The 19,588-nt window shown below is 66.9% G+C and carries 16 protein-coding genes; 6 read left to right on the forward strand and 10 right to left on the reverse strand.

Going from position 1 to position 19,588, the window contains the following annotated elements:
- Nucleotides 1-13: 13 nt before the first annotated feature.
- On the reverse strand, nt 14-901 hold the full coding sequence (locus LZC94_42880) for a hypothetical protein (protein ID WXB14558.1): 888 nt from the start codon (nt 899-901) through the stop codon (nt 14-16).
- Nucleotides 898-3,549 carry a TonB family protein gene (locus LZC94_42885; protein WXB14559.1) on the reverse strand — a complete coding sequence of 884 codons (2,652 nt, stop codon included), beginning with the start codon at nt 3,547-3,549 and terminating at the stop codon, nt 898-900. The genes LZC94_42880 and LZC94_42885 overlap by 4 nt, the downstream gene beginning before the upstream one ends.
- 109 nt (nt 3,550-3,658) lie before the next feature.
- On the opposite strand from LZC94_42885, the gene LZC94_42890 reads away from it, so the two are divergent.
- Both LZC94_42890 and LZC94_42895 read left to right on the forward strand, forming a co-directional pair.
- The gene (locus LZC94_42890) at nt 3,659-4,189 is read left to right on the forward strand and encodes a hypothetical protein (GenBank protein ID WXB14560.1); all 531 of its coding nucleotides are present in this window, start codon (nt 3,659-3,661) and stop codon (nt 4,187-4,189) included.
- Nucleotides 4,186-5,895 carry a hypothetical protein gene (locus LZC94_42895; protein WXB14561.1) on the forward strand — a complete coding sequence of 570 codons (1,710 nt, stop codon included), beginning with the start codon at nt 4,186-4,188 and terminating at the stop codon, nt 5,893-5,895. The genes LZC94_42890 and LZC94_42895 overlap by 4 nt, the downstream gene beginning before the upstream one ends.
- Nucleotides 5,896-5,903: 8 nt before the next feature.
- Here the strand turns inward: LZC94_42895 and LZC94_42900 are convergent, their stop codons facing one another.
- Entirely contained in the window at nt 5,904-6,542 is a 639-nt protein-coding gene (locus LZC94_42900; protein WXB14562.1) for a hypothetical protein, read from the reverse strand.
- Between the two features lie 132 nt (nt 6,543-6,674).
- On the opposite strand from LZC94_42900, the gene LZC94_42905 reads away from it, so the two are divergent.
- Complete coding sequence (locus LZC94_42905) at nt 6,675-7,280, forward strand: hypothetical protein (GenBank protein ID WXB14563.1); 606 nt, start codon at nt 6,675-6,677, stop codon at nt 7,278-7,280.
- A 305-nt stretch (nt 7,281-7,585) separates the two neighbouring features.
- Here the strand turns inward: LZC94_42905 and gstA are convergent, their stop codons facing one another.
- Both gstA and LZC94_42915 read right to left on the reverse strand, forming a co-directional pair.
- Nucleotides 7,586-8,200 carry a glutathione transferase GstA gene (gstA, locus tag LZC94_42910; protein ID WXB14564.1) on the reverse strand — a complete coding sequence of 205 codons (615 nt, stop codon included), beginning with the start codon at nt 8,198-8,200 and terminating at the stop codon, nt 7,586-7,588.
- Between the two features lie 107 nt (nt 8,201-8,307).
- Nucleotides 8,308-9,297, reverse strand: coding sequence for a hypothetical protein (locus LZC94_42915; protein WXB14565.1), 990 nt, complete (start codon nt 9,295-9,297; stop codon nt 8,308-8,310).
- Between the two features lie 391 nt (nt 9,298-9,688).
- Between LZC94_42915 and LZC94_42920 the strand changes: the two genes are divergently transcribed.
- Nucleotides 9,689-10,033, forward strand: coding sequence for a hypothetical protein (locus LZC94_42920; protein ID WXB14566.1), 345 nt, complete (start codon nt 9,689-9,691; stop codon nt 10,031-10,033).
- Nucleotides 10,034-10,166: 133 nt separating this feature from the next.
- Here the strand turns inward: LZC94_42920 and LZC94_42925 are convergent, their stop codons facing one another.
- The 3 genes from LZC94_42925 to LZC94_42935 form a co-directional block, all read right to left on the reverse strand.
- A complete protein-coding gene (locus LZC94_42925; GenBank protein ID WXB14567.1) occupies nt 10,167-11,945 on the reverse strand; it encodes a HAMP domain-containing histidine kinase in 1,779 nt (592 codons plus the stop codon).
- A 125-nt stretch (nt 11,946-12,070) separates the two neighbouring features.
- Complete coding sequence (locus LZC94_42930; protein WXB14568.1) at nt 12,071-13,318, reverse strand: formylglycine-generating enzyme family protein; 1,248 nt, start codon at nt 13,316-13,318, stop codon at nt 12,071-12,073.
- The gene (locus LZC94_42935; GenBank protein ID WXB14569.1) at nt 13,319-14,755 is read right to left on the reverse strand and encodes a sigma-54 dependent transcriptional regulator; all 1,437 of its coding nucleotides are present in this window, start codon (nt 14,753-14,755) and stop codon (nt 13,319-13,321) included.
- 69 nt (nt 14,756-14,824) lie between these two features.
- Here LZC94_42935 and LZC94_42940 point away from each other — a divergent pair, with 69 nt between their 5' ends.
- A complete protein-coding gene (locus LZC94_42940; GenBank protein ID WXB14570.1) occupies nt 14,825-15,406 on the forward strand; it encodes a Uma2 family endonuclease in 582 nt (193 codons plus the stop codon).
- A gap of 81 nt (nt 15,407-15,487) precedes the next feature.
- Nucleotides 15,488-16,624 carry an iron-containing alcohol dehydrogenase gene (locus LZC94_42945; GenBank protein ID WXB14571.1) on the forward strand — a complete coding sequence of 379 codons (1,137 nt, stop codon included), beginning with the start codon at nt 15,488-15,490 and terminating at the stop codon, nt 16,622-16,624.
- A 48-nt stretch (nt 16,625-16,672) separates the two neighbouring features.
- Here LZC94_42945 and LZC94_42950 read toward each other — a convergent pair whose 3' ends face one another.
- Nucleotides 16,673-18,505, reverse strand: a complete 1,833-nt coding sequence (locus tag LZC94_42950; protein WXB14572.1) for an outer membrane protein assembly factor — start codon at nt 18,503-18,505, stop codon at nt 16,673-16,675.
- Nucleotides 18,502-19,575, reverse strand: coding sequence for an agmatinase family protein (locus LZC94_42955; GenBank protein ID WXB14573.1), 1,074 nt, complete (start codon nt 19,573-19,575; stop codon nt 18,502-18,504). The genes LZC94_42950 and LZC94_42955 overlap by 4 nt, the downstream gene beginning before the upstream one ends.
- Nucleotides 19,576-19,588 lie beyond the last annotated feature (13 nt).

Raw genomic sequence — 19,588 nt, forward strand, 5'->3', positions numbered from 1 at the left:
TTCGAAGCGCCTTTCATCGAGGCTCGCCGCCTCGGGTCATGTCCGCTGAAAAAGTTTTGTAAGCGCGGGCACCGGCGAACCACGCGGCCGCCACTTGGCTCTCGGCGGTGATGACGAAGCGGCCATCGGCGTTGCGCTCCGTCAGCCGGTCGAAGTGGGCGTCGTCGAACCATGCGCGCGTGTGCAGGCGCACGGTGATGCGAACGCCGTCGTCGAGCTGCGCGTCGAGGGGGATGCCGTCCACGGAGCGGAAGGTGCCTTTGTTCTCGATGTCGAGCCCTCCTTCGAAGGGGACCGTCGTTTCGCCCTTTCGGGCGGCTCCGCGCGCGTAGGCGTGGTGGCCACGAAGGCACGCCGTGTCTCCACGCGCCGTGGGCCGCGGGGGCAAGAGCAAGAGCGAGAACGAGCGGGCCGGGCCCGCGAGCCCATTGGTCGCACCGAGGTCGATGCCCGCGGGCGCCAGCGCGTCGAACGCCACCTGCTCGACCCACTCGCCGCGAACCTCGCCGCCGTTGTAGTGCGCGTCGCCGCCGTGCGCGAAGGCCGGGGGAACGAGCCAATCCGCTACGCGGCCGAGCGGTCCTCGCCGGTGCGTGGTTTCGGCCGGCGCGAGGAGCGAGGCTTCGGCCGGCGCGAGGAGCGAAGGGTTCGCGTAGAGATAGATCGGCCCGATGGCCATGCAGGCCTCCTCGAGGGTGACGGACCACCCCGTCGTGGTCACGAAGGTCGACACGGACTCGGGTGCCGGGGCGACGCCCATGGAAAAGCGAATCGCCCGGCCACCCGTGCCGCTGCTGCAAGCCGCGCCGAGGACGATGACCGTGGCGCTCATGGCCAAGAAAGAGCCACGCGTCTGCGCGCGTGCGCGTCCTCGATCGATGCGCGGAGGGTGCGCGCTCACGATGCACCTCCTGCGCCCGCGCGCGCGGACGCGTCGTTCGCACCTGTTGCACCGCCCGCGCCCGTTGCACCTCCCGCACCTGTTTCACCGCCCGCGCCCGTTGCACCGCCCGCATCGCTCGCACCGGTCGCGTCGTTGGCGTCGAAGTATACGGTGAGGGTGCCGAAGAACGTGCGCGGTGGGGCTGCCGAGAAGTGCTGCTGCGTCAGGTACGACGGCAGCGCGTCGGGGCCGCGGAAGTTCGAGGGGTAGTTGAAGATCGCGAGGCGGTTGCGGCGATCGAACAAGTTCGTGATCTCCAGGCCGGCCTCGAAGGCGCGCCATCGCACGCGGAGCGCGGCGTCCACGGTGAAGAACGAGGGGCTCTCCTGCTCGAAGGGGAGCGGCCGCGGCGCCACATAGGTCGCGCCCAGGGCCACGTTGTATTGAAAGGACTGTCCGCCGATGCGCAGAGGGCGCCGGAGCGAGCCATCGAAGCGGGTGACCCAGCGGGGAATGTACGGGAGCCGCGCGCCCGCGCCGATGTCGGTCCACGATGCGCCCGATGGCGGGAGGCGAGCCTCCGCATACGTGACGGCGAGCTGCATATCGAGCCCCCATGCCGAGGTGAATCGCGCGGTGGCCAGCGCTCCATAGCGGTTGGAGACGCCGGCCAGGACGTTGCGCCCGGCCTTTTCGTCGAACACCAGATCGCGATCGACGCGGGTGTAGTAGGCGACGGCGCGCGCGGTGAGGGTGCTTCCGTCGTCCCACCCGTGCGTCGCGACAACCCCGCTCTCGACCGCGCGCACCCGCCCGAACGGCGCGAACTCGCCGGCGGAGAGGGCGTGTGCATCGCTCGAGCGGGTCCCCACGCCAAAGCTGGTGATGAGATGAACGCCGGGGAGGGCCGCCACGTCGACCGACGCCTTGGGCTGCACGGCCACCCCGTACGCCTCGAGCGCTTCGGACGTTTCGCGCGAGCCCGAGCGATCGAGCGCGGGCCGGTTGCGATCGACGGTGGCGAACGCAAACGTGTCGACGCGCATGCCGCCGCGCAGGACCAACCACGGAAACAGCTTCACCCGCGCCGCGGCGTAGGCGGCGAGGTTGCTGATCCGGAGCTTGTCGTCGAAGTCGGTCCGATAGGGCGCTCCGCCTCCGAACCGGAGGCGTCGCTGTTTGGAGGCGCCCTCGTCGTAGCGGGCGAAGTAGCCGATTTCGAGCTCGTGTTTGCGCTCGAACGCGTCGAACGGCAGGGTGACACTGCCGCGGGCGCCCAACATCACCGTGTCGTAGATTTGCTCGACGCCGTCGCCGCGCTGTTCCTGCCCGGTGGTGCTCACGTCCGAGAGGTAGCCGGTGAAGTTTTGCCGGAGCCGAAGCTGCCGCACCGTGACGAAGGCGAGCTGCTCCAGGTTCGCGAGCTTCGTTCGGCGCGTCAGTCGCGCGGACACGCCATGGCGCGCGACACCCCCGCCTTGGTTGCCGTCGTAGTAGCAGAAGAACTGGCTGTCCTCGTCGGCGGGGCACTTGCTCAGCACACGGTTCGTGAAGTCGTCTTGCCGGATGACACCGGCCGAGTCGAACCGCGCGGCGTAGCTCGCGGCGGAGAGCGAGAGCGTGGTGCGCGCGTCGAGCGGGATCTCCACCTGCCCCATGACCCGCGCCGACGCGTGGGAGCGGTTTGGCCCGAAACCCGAGCCCTCGCGAAAGTCGACCCCCGCAAAGGTGCCGCTGGGGGTGCCGGCCGGTCCCCACAAGACGAGGAGGCGCTTGGTGTCGAAGGATCCGTAGCCGGTGGTGATCCGCACGCCGCGTTGGGGCAGGGCGAGCTTGTAGTCCACGCTGCCGGCGACGGCGAAGTCGCCCTGCCGGGGGTCGAAGGGGCCTTCGGTGAATCGAAGGCGGTGCACGAGCTCGGGGATGATGAAATGCGTGTCGGCGTAGCCATGTCCGTGCGCGTTCGAGGGCTCGTTCAACGGGATGCCGTCGAGGCGAAACTCGATGTCCTGCCCTTCGCCTGCGTCGAAGCCTCGTAAGAAGACCGCCGAGGCGTGGCCTTCCCCGCCGTGGTTGGTGAGCATCACGCCGGGCGCCAGCTGGAGTAAGTCTTCCGCGCTGCGCCGCGGGACGTCGTGCAATTGCCCCACGCGGATGTCGAAGTCGCTGGCCGCGACGGTGGGCGCGGGTTTCTCTCCGCGGACTTGCACTTGGTCCACCGGTGCCGGCGCCGGGGCGGCCGGGGGCGATGCGGCGGGCGCCGGGGCGGCCGGGGGCGATGCGGCGGGCGCCGGCGACGTGATGGTCGCGGGAGGGGGCGGCGCGGGGGGCTCGAAGGTGACCGCGACTTTGATCTTTGCCGGTACGGCGACGCCATCGCGCCGAGCCGGCGCAAAGGTCCATCGCGCGACGGCGGCCACCGCGGCGGACGCCAGCGCGGGAGGCGCACCTTCCTCGGCGGCGATCTCGCTCGGGGTCCCATCGGCGCCCACCACCAGGGTCACGGTGACCGACGCGCCATCCTGGCGCGGAAGCTCCGCCGGCCAGGTGGCAGGCGCGCCGCTCGTCTTCTCCGGGGGCGCGACCGCCGGCTGCGAAAAGGCCGGAGACGCCACGAGGAGGAGCGAAAGGACGAAGGCCGCCGAAATGCATCCGCGCAACTGCACGAGGTTACACGTAATTCAATTGCAACTGGTTCTCAACACTTAATGCAATTTGATTGCAACAATTTCTTCCGCGTGATAGGCGTCGCCCCTCATGACGTTGGGTGCTCGCGTGGCTCTCGGATGGGTATGTTTGGCGACCGCGGCGGCGGCCGGCGCCGCGTGCAGCGGGTCGGAAAGCAACAACGGCGGCGGCGGCGGCGCGTGCCCTCCGCCGTCGCAGAAGTACCCGCTCACGGCGGCGTACGCCGATCATGCGTGCCTGCACGTGCTCCATGGTCCATGGGAGAAATTTCCGGCCGATGCCGATCCCGCATCGACCAAGACGGAGCTGCGCAACACCCACTACGCCTACACTGTGGAGCTGCCATCGACGGCCGACGGCGCGCACGCAGGCGCCGTCTATTTCGAGCCGCGGAGCACCGAAGGTTTCGCGTTCTTCCGCACCAGCGATACCCCGTTCACCCTGCAGACGCGGGATGGCGCGCAGATTTGCCCAGTGGCGAGCTACGAGGTGAAAGCCTCGTGCTCCGAGCTGCGGAGGGTCGACTTCTTCGATCTCACCCGCAAGTCGGAGTACCCGCTGCGTTTGGGTCCCACATCGGAGTCTTCGGTCATGGTCATCGTCGAGGCTGCCCCATGAAGCTCGTTCACACGATCGGTTGCGCGCTCGTTGCGATGTCGGCGCTCGGTACCCTCGCCGTCGCCTGCAAAGACGATCCCTCGTCTTCCGGCAACGGTCCGCCGTCCGACGGCCCGCTTCGCCACACCTCGTGGCGCCGCGCGCGGTTGCTCATCTCCGACGCCAATGAGCGCAAGGTGCATATCTTCGACGTGGAGGACGACGAGGTGATCGGCACCTTGAACCTCGACGATCTCGGCCCGATCTCGGACGTCGCGTCATCCGAGAGCGGAAATCTCGGCATCCTTCGCGCCAAAGGTGGCACCGTCGCGGCGTTTGTCACATCCGGCGTGGCCATCATCGATCACGTCGATCACATCCATATCTACAAGTCGGCCCCCAAGCTCTTACCCTCCCGCCTCGAGGCGGAGCTCTCATTGCGCATCGTCGCGCGCGACGGTGCCCTGGGCGTCTTTCGGGAGAACCGCGATCAGGCGGTGCTCGCGCTCCTCAAAGAGGACGACGTCCTCGGCAACCGCGACGCATCCGCGCCCGACGCCTCCGATGCGGCCGACGCCTCCGATGCGGCCGACGCGGCCGATGCGGCCGATGCGCCCAACACGCGCAACGCGGCCGACGCCACCGATACGTCCAACGCGCGCAACGCCGCCGACGCCACCGATACATCCAACGCGCGCAACGCGGCCGACGCCACCGATACGTCCAACGCGCGCAACGCGACCGACGCCACCGATACGTCCAACGCGCGCAACGCGGCCGACGCCACCGATACGTCCAACGCGCGCAACGCGACCGATGCGTCCAACGCGCGCAACGCGGCCGACGCCACCGATACGTCCAACGCGCGCAACGCGACCGATGCGTCCAACGCGCGCAACGCGGCCGAGGCACCCAGCACGACCGATACGTCCAACACGCGCAACGCGACCTATCGCTCCCCGACCCAACTCGAGCCGCGCCATCGAGGCATCGTCGTCCCCATGCGCGGCGGTGCGCTGCGGACGAAACCCACTACGGAGGGCGCTCCCGATCGCGTATCCATCGAGCTGCAGTCGGCATCCGGAGCACCGGAACGAACCCTTGGCACGTGCACGTTCACGGGCGGAGCGGCGGCAACCCGCGACCACGTGATCTTCGCCTGCGCCGACGGCCTCCTTCGCCTTTCTTTCGCCGGCGACACGGGAGCCCCCGAACCCTCACGGCTCGCGTACCCGGCGGGCATGAGCAACACGCCGCACACCTTGCTGGCGCACTACGAACGGGGCGTAGCCATCGCGCAAACGGGCCCCCAGCAGTGGCTCCGAATCGATCCGGCAGGCGGCGCGACCGCCTTTTCGCTCCCCGCTGGATCCGGGGACGTGTGCACGATGGCCATCGAACCAGGGCGCGGTGAACAGGTGCTTGCCCTTACGACCGACGGCACCTTGCGCGCCATCGACATCGCCACGGGCAACGCCGTGCAGTCGCTCCTCGTCGTCGCCCCGTTTACCTGCGAGGCGGGCAGCATCCATCCGCACCTGGCGCTGGCCCCCGAACGCGCCTATGTCACGTCCCCGAGCACGGGCGAGCTGGTCGACATCGATCTGCGCACCCTGCGCATCGCCGCACGAAAGCGGATCGCGGGCGCGCCGAACGCCATCACCGCGGTCGGCCTCGACGTGAAGAACCTGAATGTCGCACCGGGTGCGGCGCACGACGGGTTCTAACGTCGAGGCTACGCGCGCAGCTCGTTGCGCAATGTCGCGTCCACGGCGATGGCGTGGCGCAAGGACGCGACGAGGGCTTCCGGCTCGTCGACGAAGAGCCGGATCTCGTCCGCGACGTACGGCACGTGAAAGATGCGACGAAGCACGACGGGGCGCCGCAGGTGAAGGACGACATTGGGCGCGTCCAGTGGGATGGGGGTAACCTCGGCCGCGCTCTTGCGCGGAACGAGCTCGCCCGAGGCGCGCGCGACGTAGGCAATCGCGCCGTAAGGCACCATGCCCTTCCAGCGTTCGCCCAAGGCGAGGGAGAGCCCTTCGGGCTCGAGCGTGTGCGCCGACTCACGCATGGCCCGCGCATCACCAATGAGCCAAACGCCGCCATAGACCGCGAAGACGAGGAGCACGCGCTCGAAAACCGTCTTCCAGCCGCCGGTGCCGAGCCACTTGGCCAGGAGCATGTGAGCGACGGGAACCTCGATGACGATGAGCATCACCAACACGAAGAGGATCGTTCCGTATTGACTCGTGCGCCGGATGGTCGCGGCGCTGTCATGCGCGTTCGCCGGCCGCTCGGGGATGGGGCGAAGTGCGATGGCGCGAACGAACGCTCGTACGATTCGGAGCTCGGAGTGGAGGAGCCGAATCATTCTCGACGAGCCTCCATCGTCGATGGCCTCGATGCAGCCGGACAGAAGACGACGACGATTTGGCGTAGACAGCGGAGCATGTAGCGCGTTCGCACGAGAAGGATCCGCGCGCACGCAGCGTACGAATCCCCCATGACATACCTTTTCAAATTCGCCCCCTCCTTCATTGCCGTCGCATCCATCTTAAGTATCGGCTGCTCCGCGACCGATGTTGCGTCCGACAATGAAGGCGCCTCCGTCGAAGATGGAGTCGCCGAAACATCTTCGGCGCTCCAATCCATCGACAGCAAGTTCACGAGCATCAAGCCACAAGGATGCACGAAGCTCGAAGAGGGGCCGGCCTACGTCAAGTTCGACTGCGGTGGGCTAGCCGGCTACCGCATCATCACGGAGGACGCCGATCTTCGCGCAAATGTGCAGGTCGCCACCGCCACGAAGGAGATGGATCTCAATGTTTGGAGCGGCAAAATCGGCAACGGCGGGTTCACGTCGTTGGGCGACACCGTCGACTGGCGCGGCGTCGTGAACGGCACGACGTTCACCCCATTTGCGATCACCTTTCGCGTAACCAGTCAGAACGTGCAGTACCTGGTGGTCTCCAAGATCTCGAAGACGCAGTCCTGCCAATTCAAGGTCTTCAACGCGTCCAAGCACCCCGACGCGAACACACTCGCACGCCAAACCGCCGACGCCGCGCGCACGGCCGCGTGCCCCACCAGCATCCCCGATCCAGAATAAGCGCTACGTCACCACGCATTTCGTGCCGCCGGCCACACGCAATATCCGCCGGCGGCACGAAGCCTTTCGCACGGCCGCTTTTCGTTTTCACATCTCGAGCCCGAATCAGCGAAATGCCGCTTCGGCATCCAGCGCCGCGCGAACCGCGGGGCGAGCGGAAATGCGCGCATCGAAGGCTTGCAGCGACGGCCACTGCGCGATGTCCAACGCGGGACCCTTCATCTTGTTCCACTCGAGGAGTTGAAGAGATACGCATCGGCGATGCTTTCGCACGGCCGTTTTCGTTTTCACATCTCGAGCCCGAATCAGCGAAATGCCGCTTCGGCATCCAGCGCCGCGCGAACCGCGGGACGAGCGGAAATGCGCGCATCGAAGGCTTGCAGCGACGGCCACTGCGCGATGTCCAACGCGGGACCCTTCATCTTGTTCCACTCGAGGAAATTGAAGAGGTATGCATCGGCGATGGTGAAGCGATCGCCGACGAGGTACGGCCGCTCGTCGAGGTGGCGGGCTGCGAGACCGTAGTTGTGAACGATGGTCTCGATGGCGGTCTTCTTCGTGGCCTCGGGGGAGTCCGGCCTCCAGAGCGGGTTGAATTGCTTGTGAATCTCGGTGGCCGTGTAGTGGAGCCACTCTTGAAGGCGAACGCGCTCCCAGCTTCCGGCTTTGGGGATCAGGTTCGCCTCCGGCTTCAGGTCCGCAAGATATTGGAGAATGACGGCGGCCTCGGTGAGCACCTCACCGTTGTCGAGGCGCAGCGCGGGCACCTTTCCCTTTGGGTTGATGGTGTAGAAGTCCTCGCCGCTGCGCGTCTTCTTCGTGCCGAGGTTGACGGTCTCCGTCTCGAACGGGATCCCGAGCTCGCGAAGAATGATGTGAGGGGCGAACGAGCATGCCTTCGGTGCGAGATAAAGTTTCATGCCCCATACTTTGGGAGCAGCTCACCTTTCGTCAAGTTGCTTCCCAAAAAGAAGCGATCACGGTGCGCGCGGCTATCTTGATGAGCTCGATAGCGATGGGCAGGTCTTCAACCCACGGTAAACATGGCGGCCGCCACCATGATGAGGATGATGGCCACGGCGATCCAAATCGCGATGGCGACGTCCGACCCCGCCAAGGCAAAGCTCACGGCGTGGAGTTGATCACTCGAATCCGCATTCGGGTTCTTGAACGATGCCGGCGCGGCATCGCGCGGCGGCCGTCCAAAGTGAAGTGTGCCGGGCTCGGGCAGACCCGCGGCGCGTGGCACCGGCCGTGCCCCGCTCTCCACATGCGATGCGGACGGTACCGGCATGGATGACGTGAGCGACTTGGGCGGCGCGGGCGACGGCGGCGCGTCGAGCACGGGGACGTTCCAGATCCCGGCGCCTTCGACGGGCTCCCGCGCCAGGCCGGTCGACCCGGGCAACGGAGGCGCGGGAGGCGGCGGCGGCAACGCGAGTGAGGCTTTGATGACGGGCGACGGCGGCGGTTTCACCGTGGCCGGGAGATTCGCCTTGGCCGACGCTCCGAGCTTGGCCGCCAGGGCGGAGCGCTCGCGTTCGTCGGCGAGGGCCATCACCTCGCGCACCTTGGATTCGGGGAAGACGGGCGTGATCGACTCGAGGAACACGGGCGTGATGCGATCGCCCTCGTTCGGGTCGGTGGTCTGCTCGATGGGCACCACCCGCGATGGCTCGAACGTCGCGTTGAGGGCCGATTCGGCCCACCATTCGACGTCGCTCGCCGAGAGCTCCGGGCGCTCCGGCAGCGGCCTGCGGAGCGACTGCCGCCCGAGCGCGCGACCGAGCTCGCTCGGCGCAACACCCGATTTGTGCGGACTTTCGAGCCGATCACCCGGAGGTTTCGGCAATGTTTCGTTCGTGGGCAGCGGCCGCGCGAGCGCTGCGGCAGCCAATTTGACGCCGCTCGGTGTGGCGTCGCGCAGACGCGAAGCATTGGCATCGGGCGGCACGCGTCCGGCGTCCGTCAACGGCGGCAGATCGAATCCATTGTCCTGCTTCTTCACCATACTCATTACTTCGCCCCTCGAGCGCACCACCAAGTGACCCTGCAAAACGATCCTTCTTCGAACCATCCACACACGAGACGAGCGGTCGGCCCCACCGCACGAAAACGTATGCGCAAACTGCTTCGCGCGGCACGCGCGGGACGGTTACGAATGGGTATCGTCCTGCCGAATCACCTCCCCCAGATAGAATAGCGCGCGCGAACAAAAATCGCCCAGTTGATGAACTTTTTCTATCAAATCCCGCAAGGGGTCCGACACAGCTTTTTGCTGCCATCGGCGCAGATCGTGCTGCCAACCCGCCGAGAGGAGACCTGCCCACATGATGGGCGGATTCGAATCGGCCACCCGCGGCCTCGCGTCACACCGCGCGGCACGCCGTCAACCGCGATCTGGACGATTGTCGCAATCGCAGTTGCCGCACGATGTAGCGCGCGAAGGGGTTTGCGCCTTTGCTATCGGTGCGCCCCTGTCCGCGAAGGTGAGCGCATTGCGACCGTTGATATGCGAAGGACAACGCTTTGCGCAAACGCATGCATTCGGCGAGCACGGCCTCGACATGCGTCGTGACGGGATAACACCTATTCGACAATCACCGGGCGATGCTTCGCGCCGTCTTCGGCCATCGCCGCCGGTGATGCTTCACGTCGCCTCCGACAATCGCGACCGGGCGATGCTTCACGCCATCTTCGGCCATCGCGACCGGGCGATGCTTCACGCCATCTTCGGCCATCGCCGCCGGTGATGCTTCACGTCGCCTCCGGCCATCGCGACCGGGCGACACTTCACGTCGTCTTCGGCCATCGCCGCCGTCGTCTCCGACGATCGCCACCTGGCGACGCCTCACATCGTCATCGGCCATCGCCGACGGCGATGCTTCACGTCGTCGATTTGCGAATCTTCACCACGCGACTGAGCACGTCGCCGGTATCGTTTTCGGTGAGGCGCGGACCGCTGTCCGCCTCGAACTTCACGGGCAGCCGCACCCAGAACGTGGTCCCGCGGCCCGGCTTCGACATGACCTCCAAGGTCCCGCCGATGCGCCCGAGCAGGTGCACCACCACCGAGAGCCCCACGCCGTAGCTGTTCTTGGCGCGCGTGTGCGGATCGGAGCCGCCCGCGTGGAACGTCTTCACCAGATCTTCTTGCTTGATACCCCGACCGGTGTCGCTCACGCGGATGACCAAGAAGCCGCGCGTGCCGTCGACCTCCACGGTGATGGCCCCGCGATCCGTGTATTTTGCAGCATTCGTCAGGAGGTTGTCGAGGACGCGGTCGAGCAGGAGCGGATCCATCTCGATCGAGACCGGCGCGGCGCGGGTGGCCACCACCGAGGCGCGCACGTTCTCGCGGCCGTGCACGAGCGCGCGAACGCGGCGGCGCAAGCGCTCGACCAGGCCCGCGATTTCGATCGTCTTCGGCGCGAAGGTCATCAGGTTGCGCTGGGCGCTCGCGACCACCATCAGCTCGGCCAGCATCGTGCGCATGTGGGACGTCGCGCTCTGGAGGTCCTGCACCACCAGCTTCCCCTCCGAGTCGAGCATGTGCACGTTGTCGCGCAAGTAGTCGGCCGAGAATTGAATGGCCGTCAGCGGGTTGCGCAGATCGTGCGAGAAGCCGAGGAGCGTCTTCTCACGCGCGTGCTGCAGGTGCTCCACCCGCTCGGCGATCTGCGCGAGGGTGGCGGAGCGCTCCGCGTTCTCCTCCTCGAGCATGCGCGTCCACTCGCGCTGGCGTTGATGCAGCAGCACGATCTCGAGGCGCGCCTCGGCTTCCTCGGTGACCAGCCGCCTGAGCGCATCGGTGGTCTCTTCGCGCGTGGTGCGGTCGGCCTGGTCGCTTCGGTACATCTCGTACATGTGCGCGAGGGCGCCGGCCAGAAGCGGAAGCGTCCACCCGATGGGGGTGCTCAGCAGCCCCGGCGCCGCTTGCATGGTCACCAGCGCCACCAGCGCAAACGAGGTGACGCTGAACAGACCCGAGCGAGGGCTGTACCAATAGTAGTGGTACTCGCAAGCCTTGTCGCCTCGCGCAATGCACGAGTGCTCGCGCACCATGGCGGGAGGCAGCCCCCAGAACGTGGGCATCTTGCAGCCGTGCGCCTGCCGGGAGAGGCACATCAATCGGCTCTCCGGCCGCGACGACGTCCAGCGCAGGCGCGCGAAGTTGCGGCCGCGATCGACCAGCTCGAATTTTCCGACGGTGGAGAAGAAGCGGCTCGCGCTCTCGGTGGTCTTGAACATGAGCGCCGGAGAGGCCGCCCAAAAGAAGAAGCGTACGGGCCCGTAGGTCTCCTCCAGCCGATGCGCGCACGCCACCTTGAAGGACTCGTCGTCTCCAAGGATCTCGCGGGCATTGGCGAGAATCAGCTCGAAGGTCTCCCAGGAGATCCACTGGTTGGTGCGCTCGAAATCCTCGGCGGTGAGGTGAGCCATCTTTGCGAAGGCGTCGAGCTGTTCGCGACCGCCGCGGTCCTCCATGTAACGGGCCAAAGGCCAAAGGATCCGCAGGTTGAACTCGGGTTCTTCCGTTCGATTCTGAAGTGGCTTGGTCGCAGGCGCGACGACACGCTCGGGGCCTCGTTTTTCCCCCAAGGAGTGCGCCCTATTTGGTGTGGGGACGATCTCCGCCATGTGCTTCTGCCCTTTGTGCTGCAAGCGCGAATCGTATCACTGCGGCACTCGTTCCGGTGCCGACCCGTGGGGATCAGACATCCTTCCCGATTTTTGTGTCCTACGTTTCCTCCCTGGACGTGTTTCACAGCCTCACTTGGTATTTCACCTCAACGCTTTACGGGACCAACGTCGACTCGACCGTAGGCATAAAGGATCTCGCGGAGGAAGCTCCCCTTCAGGTCCAAACCGCGCATTCGCAGATGACGTGCGTCGCCAAATAGAACGACTTCGGCGGCGTCGCGCCCCGACTCGATCGTGGTTAAAATCACGGGATCGGCGCTCGGTACCGGCGGCGGGCGGCCGATGATGACGCCGCATCCGCCAGCTCCTCCGCTCGCACTGCTCATACCGCTCACGCTCGCATCACTCGCACCAGCAGCCGCGTCTGCGCGCGCGCATCCCGTGACGATCAAGAGCTCTTCATTGGCAGACGGATGCCACGTCCAACCTTGGCGCGGCACGAAGGTCGCCGACTCCGACACGGCCCACTTCTTAGTGGCCAATCCCACGAACGGCAACCCAAGGTCGCCGGGTTTCACACTTCGCTCCAGCGGGACGCCGGGTTTGACCACCAGATCGTTCGTCTGAGCATTTCGCGTACCGGCGCAACATCGAAATCCCATGGTGGGTCCCTTCGAACCCACCGGGCGCCCAATGGCATTCGCGCAGCGTCCAACCAGCTCACCTGCAAGCGCATTGCCTCCACGCAAAACACCGAGATTCGGCTGACTCGAGCTGCGTGCCCATGGGCTATCGGTCCATTCCCATACGCCGCCGTGCATGTCCATGGTGCCGAAATCGCTTTTGCACGCCACCCGCTCCCCGCTGGGCCTGCGCGCGGCGTGCTCGATGGCTGCGCCCGTGCCGCAGGAGGCTGCGCGGTACGCGTCGCCGTATTCGTACGTGGAGTTGCCCTGGCCTTTGCACGCGCGCTCCCATTCGAACTCGCCGCACAGGCGCTTTCCCTTGGACTCGCAGAGGCGCGCGGCCTCGTCGCGGGTCACGTTGGAAGTGGGAATCGCGCCGGCCTCGTTGGGATAAGGGAGAATATCGATGTAATAGCCACCAAGGACCATCTCGGTACCGGGCAACTCCTCGTCGGCCACCCGAGGAACGCGGTCCGGGGGTGTGCCCGCGCGGAGCACGCCAGGCGGAATCCAGATCATCCCAGGACGCGGTACGCCCGCGGGCGGCGATGCGCTCGCCGCGATCGAGCCCGTCGCACTCGCCCCCGAGCCCGCGAAGCTCGAGGAGCTCGAGGATGAAGGCGCTCCGGTGTCGGCCGGCGCGGGCGCGTCGTGCTTCGAGCACGCGGCCGCGGCGGCGAGGAGGACCCAGCCGGTGGCGGACTTCAACTAATCCCCTTTCTCGCCTGCTCCGCCTGCACCTTCACGCAGCCCAAGCTCCTTCATCTTGAGCTGCAGTCCTTTGCGCGAAATCTTCAGCAGCCGCGCGGCATGCGTGACGTTGCCGCCCGTCTGCATCAAGGCGCGGCTGACGAGCTCACGCTCGAGGCGGCTCATCGCCACCTTCACATGCTCCTTCAGCCCCCCTTCGCTCGAGAGCGCCGCCTGCAAATCGGCCTCCCCCATGGGAATCGGCGATACGGCCTGCGATCCCACGCGCAGCTCCGGGGGCAGATCTTGCACGCGCAGCTTGGGCGCGTCGGAGAAGAGCACGGCGCGCTCCACCACGTTCTCGAGCTCGCGGATGTTGCCGGGCCAGGAATAGGCGGTGAGAAGGTCCATCGCCTCGGGCTCCACCCCGACGACGGACTTTTTCAATCGTTCATTGAACTTGGTGAGAAAGTGCTCGATGAGCAGCGGAATGTCCGTCGCGCGCTCGCGGAGCGCTGGTAGACGAATGCCCACTACGTTGAGTCGATAAAACAAATCTTTGCGGAAGGCGCCCTGGGCGATGAGCTTTTCCAGATCCCGGTTGGTGGCCGCCACCAGGCGCACGTCGACCCGGATGGTCTTGATGCCGCCGACCCGCTCGAACTCGCTCTCTTGCAGGGCTCGCAGCAGCTTCACCTGCATCTCCACCGGGATCTCGCCGATCTCGTCGAGGAAGAGCGTGCCGCCGCCGGCGAGCTCGAAGCGACCCGGCTTGGAGGTGACCGCGCCGGTGAAGGCGCCGCGCTCGTAGCCAAAGAGCTCACTCTCGATCAGCTCTTTGGGAATGGCCGCGCAATTGACCTTGATGAACGGCTTGTCGCGACGCGACGAGTGATCGTGCAGCGCGCGCGCCACCAGCTCTTTGCCGGTGCCGCTCTCGCCCGTGATGAGCACAGTGGTGGGTGTGTCCGCGACACGCTCCAGAACGGCGTAAAGCTCGGTGAGGCCGGGCGAGCTGCCGATGATCCCAAAGCGCGCGCCGGCACCGGGCTCGGTGGGCGAGGCTTCTTCGCCGGCGAGCTGGCGCGTCTTGAGGGCCTTGGCGACGATCTGACGGACTTCGTCTTTGTCGAAGGGCTTCGTCAGGTAGTCGAAGGCGCCGAGCTTGAGCGCTTCGACCGCGGTGTCCACGGTGCCGTGCGCCGTGATCATCACCACTGGAAGATCGGGATCTTCGCGCAGCGCCTCGCGGAGCAAGGTCATACCATCGACCTTGGGCATCTTGAGATCGGTCACCACCAAGTCGATGTGGTGCTCGCGCAAGAGCTGAAGGCCTTGCTCGCCGTCTTCGGCGGTGAGGACGTCGTACCCATCGCGTGAGAGCTGGGCGGAAAGGATTTTCCGCAGGTTTAGCTCATCGTCGACAATGAGTACCTGCTTTCTTTCAGGAAGCATTTGGCGCAGAGCTTACCATGGTAATTTACAAGCATGGGAACCGGCGCCCCAGCAAACCATCGGCACCGGATGACCATCGAAGAATGGGCCAACCTCGACGAGGACGTCGGGGGGGAATTCGTCGATGGTTACCTCGAGGAAGAGGAGATGCCGAGCTTCCTTCATGGTCTGGTGAACGGCTGGCTCACGGAAAATCTGCGGAAATGGGCGCGGCGGCGCGGGGGGTTCGTGGCCAGCTCCGACGCGAAATACGCGGTTTCTCCCACCCGAGGCCGCAAGCCCGACCTTGCCGTGTACCTGGACGGGCGCAAGCCTACGGCGGAAGGGCTGATTCGGGAGCCGCCGGATTTGGTCTTCGAGGTGGTGTCCCACAACCCGCGCGACGCGCGCAGGGACCGCATCCACAAGCTCCAAGAGTACGCGACCTTCGGGATCAAGCTCTATGGCCTGATCGACCCGGCGCTGCGGTCGCTCGAGGTGTTCGAGCTGGGGGCCGACGGCCGTTATGTGCGCGCGGTGGGCGCCAGCGAGGGCTGCGTCTCGAACATACCGGGGTGCGGCGTGCTCCTGCTCGACCTCGACGAACTCTGGCGGGAGGTCGACGATCTTCTGGCGACGGAAAGAGACAGTACCGCGGGCGATGACAGCTGACGCGATGCGAGGTGGCGCACGCGGCTCCGTCTCGTTCTTTCGCGCTTTCGAGGCACGCCGCAGGCATGATAGCCCGAAGACATGAGCGATCTGGTGACCTGGAGCTTTCCGACGACGGTTGTTTACGGTAACGGCGCGCTTTCGACGCTCGGGGACCACGTCAAACGTATCGGCGCCAAGCGCGCCTTGGTGGTGACCGATGCCGGTGTGGTCAAAGCCGGCCTGGCCGCCAAGGTGGCCGACGCGCTCAAGGCGGCCGGGATCGCGGCCGCCATTTTCGATGGCGTGGATCCGAACCCGGTCGAAAAAAACGTCGTGGACGGCGTGGAGGCTTACCGCGCGCACCGCGCGGACATCATCGTGTCCGTCGGGGGCGGCTCGCCGCTCGATACGGGTAAGCTCATCGCGCTCAAGACGACCCACGAGCGCCCGCTGGCGGACTACGATGACGCGGCCGGGGGCGATCAGTACATCACGGCCAACGTTCCGCCGACGATCGCCATCCCCACCACCGCGGGCACGGGCAGCGAGGTGGGCCGCTCGGGGGTGGTGACCTTGCAGGCGACCGGTCGCAAGACCGTCATTTTCAGCCCGCACCTGCTGGCCAAGGCGACCTTGCTGGACCCGGCGCTCACCGTGTCGATGCCGGCCTCGGTCACCGCCGCCACGGGCTTCGACGCGTTGACGCACTGCCTCGAAGCTTACTGTTCGCTGGGCGACCATCCGATGGCCGACGCCATCGCCCTCGGCGGGCTGGAGCTGGTCGCCAAGTACCTGGCCCGCGCCGTGCGCAAAGGCGACGATCTGGAGGCGCGCGGCGGCATGATGAAGGCGGCCATGATGGGCGCCGTCGCCTTCCAGAAGGGCCTTGGCGCGTGCCACTCCCTGGCGCACCCGCTCTCCAGCGAAAAGGGCCTCCACCACGGGCTCGCCAACGCGCTTTGCCTTCCGGCGGTGGTCGAATTCAACCAGACCACCATTCCGGACAAGCTGGAGCGCGTTCGCGTCATCGTCGACCCCCGCGCCGAGAGCGCCGCCGACGCACTGCGCACCCTCCGCTCCGACATCGGCCTTCCCGGCGGTCTCACCATGCGCGGCGTCACCACGGCGGACATCCCGAAGCTGGCCGACAAGGCGATCGCCGACGCGTGCCACCGCTCGAATCCCCGCCCCACGACGCGCGACGATCTGGCGCGCCTCTACGAAGCGTCGCTGTAGCGGTGGCGGTGTCGTCTTCGCGTCCTCGCCACGTCGTTGCGACGGCATTCAGTCCCACGTGCCCGTAGGTGCCGTCATCGCCGATGGGACGCCGAGGAGGCCGTTGGTGGCGTTGCCGGGGGCGGAGGGTTTGACCACGGGGAAGGATTGCTCGAGGGCGATGAAGAAGCTGACGGGGTTGGCGCCGGCGACGCGCGCGCTGTCGGGGAGCGGGGCGCCGAGATCGAGGCGGATGACTTTGCGGTCGAGGGCGGGGATGGCCACCCGAAGCCCGCCGCCGAGGGAGTGCTTGGGGCGCGGGCGGGCGCCGTCGTAGGCGTCGCCCGCGTCGTAGAAGAGGACGGCGCCGATTTGGAGGCTGGAGATGCGAACGGGGCGCGTGCGCAGCTCCAGGTTCATGGCGAACATGTTCTCGCCGATGAGCGCGTCGCTCGGGTAGCCGCGGAGACGGGTGTTGCCGCCCAGGGTGGAGCGCAGATTGAGGCTGTTGCGCCAGCGTTGCAAGGTGACGGCGTCGAACACCACGCGGCCGAGGAAGAACGACGGTGTCACGATCGTTCCGCTCACGGCGAGCGCGCCGTCGTCGATCTTCTGCGCCGAGCCCTCGGTGAGCGACTCGACGGACGCGCGCACGATGCCGTTGCCGGCGATCCACGTGTAGGCGGCGCCGGCGGCGAGGCCGAACAGGTCGCGCGACGAGCCGAGGGCGCGCGTCACGGGGTAGCCGCGGAGGCGGAATTCGTAACCGCGCCGGAAGTCCTCGGCGAGGCCGAGCGTGTCGACGTTGTAGAGGCGCACGAGGGCGCTCTCGTAGGCCTGCACCTGGAGAAAGGGCGCGCCGCGGTTGTCGCTGCGCGGGAGCCGCGCGCGCTCGAACGAGGCGACGGCCTCCGGATCGTAGCGCTCCTTTTCGGGCATGCGGTACTGGCGCACGGTGAGCTCGGCGCCGAACATCACGTCGAGCTTGTGCGCGAGCCCGAAGGAGCGCACCGCGTGGGCGGTCTCCGTCACCTTGCGGGCGCGGTACATGTCGGGGATGCCGTCGCGCCCCGGTGTCTCCGGCGCGTCGTACTCGGCGACCTTGGCGTCGACATAGCGGCGCACCATGCGATCGCTCCACTCCGAGTCGAAGCCGAAGCCCCAAGGCGACCGGCTCGAGAACAGAGGTCGATACGCGGCCAGCTGCCCGTAGGAGCCTTCGACGGCGCCGCGATCGCGGTGGATGAGCGCGTTGGCCTCGGCCACGACATAGAGCCGCGTGCCCTCGAAGCGCCGCACGAAGTAGCCCGCGCCCAGCATGTACGTCTCGGGCTCGAGCGCAAAGCGGCCCACCACGGAGTGATGCGTGCCCGCGACGTTGCGCTCCAGAGGCTCGATCAAGAGCCGCTCGAAGCCGCCGGGGCCCGCGCGGAAGTCGAGCGAGGGGCGCAAGCTCCACACGTCCTTGGTGACCACCAAGAGCCGCACCCGCCCGGGCGCGCTCCCTCGCAGCGGCACCACCACCACCAGCGACAGCTGCCGCACCTCCCGAAGGTTGCGCGCGGTCTCGTCCACCAGCACCTGCTGGTACCGGTCGCCCGCGCGCAAGAGCACCTCGCGCTCGATCACGTAGCGGTGCGAGGTCGTGTGGAGCGCGTTAAGGATCATGGGCGCCGGATCGCGCGGCTCGATCACGTCGAGCGTGCGCACCTGCACGTCCTCGACGATCTTGCCCTCGGGCGCCTCGTCGATGGAGGCGAGCGAGGCGCCGAGCTCCTTCAAGCTGGGGGCAATCTCGTCCGCCTCGTACGACGAGAGCGCCGGCGCCGCGCGCGCTCGCCCTCCCCCGAGCGCGACCGCGAGCGCCAAGAGGGCGCCCCATCGCGCGGCGCGGAGCTTCATCGCTGCGGCATGGTGCCGATGTCGATGCCGTGCGAGGCGTGCGAGCGAAGGGTCCAGCCGATGAGCTTGTAGAGTACACGCGCTCCGACGTTGCCGTCCCACTCGTCCTTGGAGTCGGGCGCCGGGGAGACCTCGTTCAAATCGAAGCCCACGATCTTCTTGGCCTCGGCCACCACCCGAAGAAGGGTCGACGCCTCGTGGAAGGTGAGACCGCCGGGGACCGGGGTGCCGGTGCTGGGGCAAAGGACCGGATCGAGCCCGTCGATGTCGAACGACACGTAAACCTCGCTGGGCAATTCGTCCACGATGCGCGCGATGTGCTCGTCGAGCAACCCGCGGCGCCGCGCGGAGGCCCAGTCGACGTCGTAGAAGGTGCGGATCCTCCCCTCGCTGGCCGCGATGCGATCGTGCTCCTCCTCGCACAAATCGCGGATCCCCACCTGCACGAGGCGCGATACGCCGGGGAGCTCGCGGGTCACGCACTCCATGATGGAGGCGTGCGAATAGGAGAAGCCTTCGTACGCGTGGCGGAGGTCGGCGTGCGCATCGATGTGGAGGATGCCCATGCCGGGGTACGCCTCGGCGTGCGCGCGGATGGTGCCGTAGGGCGTGGAGTGATCGCCGCCCACGAGCCCCACGATTTTCTTCTGCGCGATCCAGCGGCGGGCGGTCTCGTACACGGTGTCGTTGAGCTTTTGGCTGGTGGTGTTGACCCGGGCGAGCTTCTCCTCGAGCGCCGCGTCGCCATCGATGCGGCCGCCGGCGGCGATGACGGCCTCCGCGTCCACGCGCGCGTCGCGGTTCCAGCGGCGGATTTCGCTGCTCTCGTCGAGCATGGCAATTTTTGCGAGGTAAGGCCGGCCCGTTTCGATGTCGAAAAGGTCGACCTGACGGGACGCCTCCAGGATCGCTTGCGGGCCGTCGCTGGTGCCGGCGCGGTAGGACGTGGTCACGTCCCACGGGACCGGGATGAGCACCACCCCTGCGTCCTCGGGCGGATCCGACAGGCCAAAGATGCCGGAATCGGGGGAGGCTGCGGCGTTGGGATCGAAAGGGCGCTCGAACGTCATCGCGCTCGTTTAG

The sequence above is a fragment of the Sorangiineae bacterium MSr11954 genome, assembly GCA_037157815.1.
Lineage (GTDB): Bacteria > Myxococcota_A > Polyangia > Polyangiales > Polyangiaceae > Pendulispora > Pendulispora albinea.

Excerpts from the sequence above, each read along its gene's own strand:
- LZC94_42940 (WXB14570.1), top strand. The coding sequence starts at position 14,825 with ATGACCATCGAAGAATGGGCCAACCTCGACGAGGACGTCGGGGGGGAA.
- LZC94_42950 (WXB14572.1), bottom strand. The coding sequence starts at position 18,505 with ATGAAGCTCCGCGCCGCGCGATGGGGCGCCCTCTTGGCGCTCGCGGTC.
- LZC94_42935 (WXB14569.1), bottom strand. The coding sequence starts at position 14,755 with ATGCTTCCTGAAAGAAAGCAGGTACTCATTGTCGACGATGAGCTAAAC.
- LZC94_42905 (WXB14563.1), top strand. The coding sequence starts at position 6,675 with ATGACATACCTTTTCAAATTCGCCCCCTCCTTCATTGCCGTCGCATCC.
- LZC94_42895 (WXB14561.1), top strand. The coding sequence starts at position 4,186 with ATGAAGCTCGTTCACACGATCGGTTGCGCGCTCGTTGCGATGTCGGCG.
- LZC94_42915 (WXB14565.1), bottom strand. The coding sequence starts at position 9,297 with ATGAGTATGGTGAAGAAGCAGGACAATGGATTCGATCTGCCGCCGTTG.
- gstA (WXB14564.1), bottom strand. The coding sequence starts at position 8,200 with ATGAAACTTTATCTCGCACCGAAGGCATGCTCGTTCGCCCCTCACATC.
- LZC94_42900 (WXB14562.1), bottom strand. The coding sequence starts at position 6,542 with ATGATTCGGCTCCTCCACTCCGAGCTCCGAATCGTACGAGCGTTCGTT.
- LZC94_42945 (WXB14571.1), top strand. The coding sequence starts at position 15,488 with ATGAGCGATCTGGTGACCTGGAGCTTTCCGACGACGGTTGTTTACGGT.
- LZC94_42955 (WXB14573.1), bottom strand. The coding sequence starts at position 19,575 with ATGACGTTCGAGCGCCCTTTCGATCCCAACGCCGCAGCCTCCCCCGAT.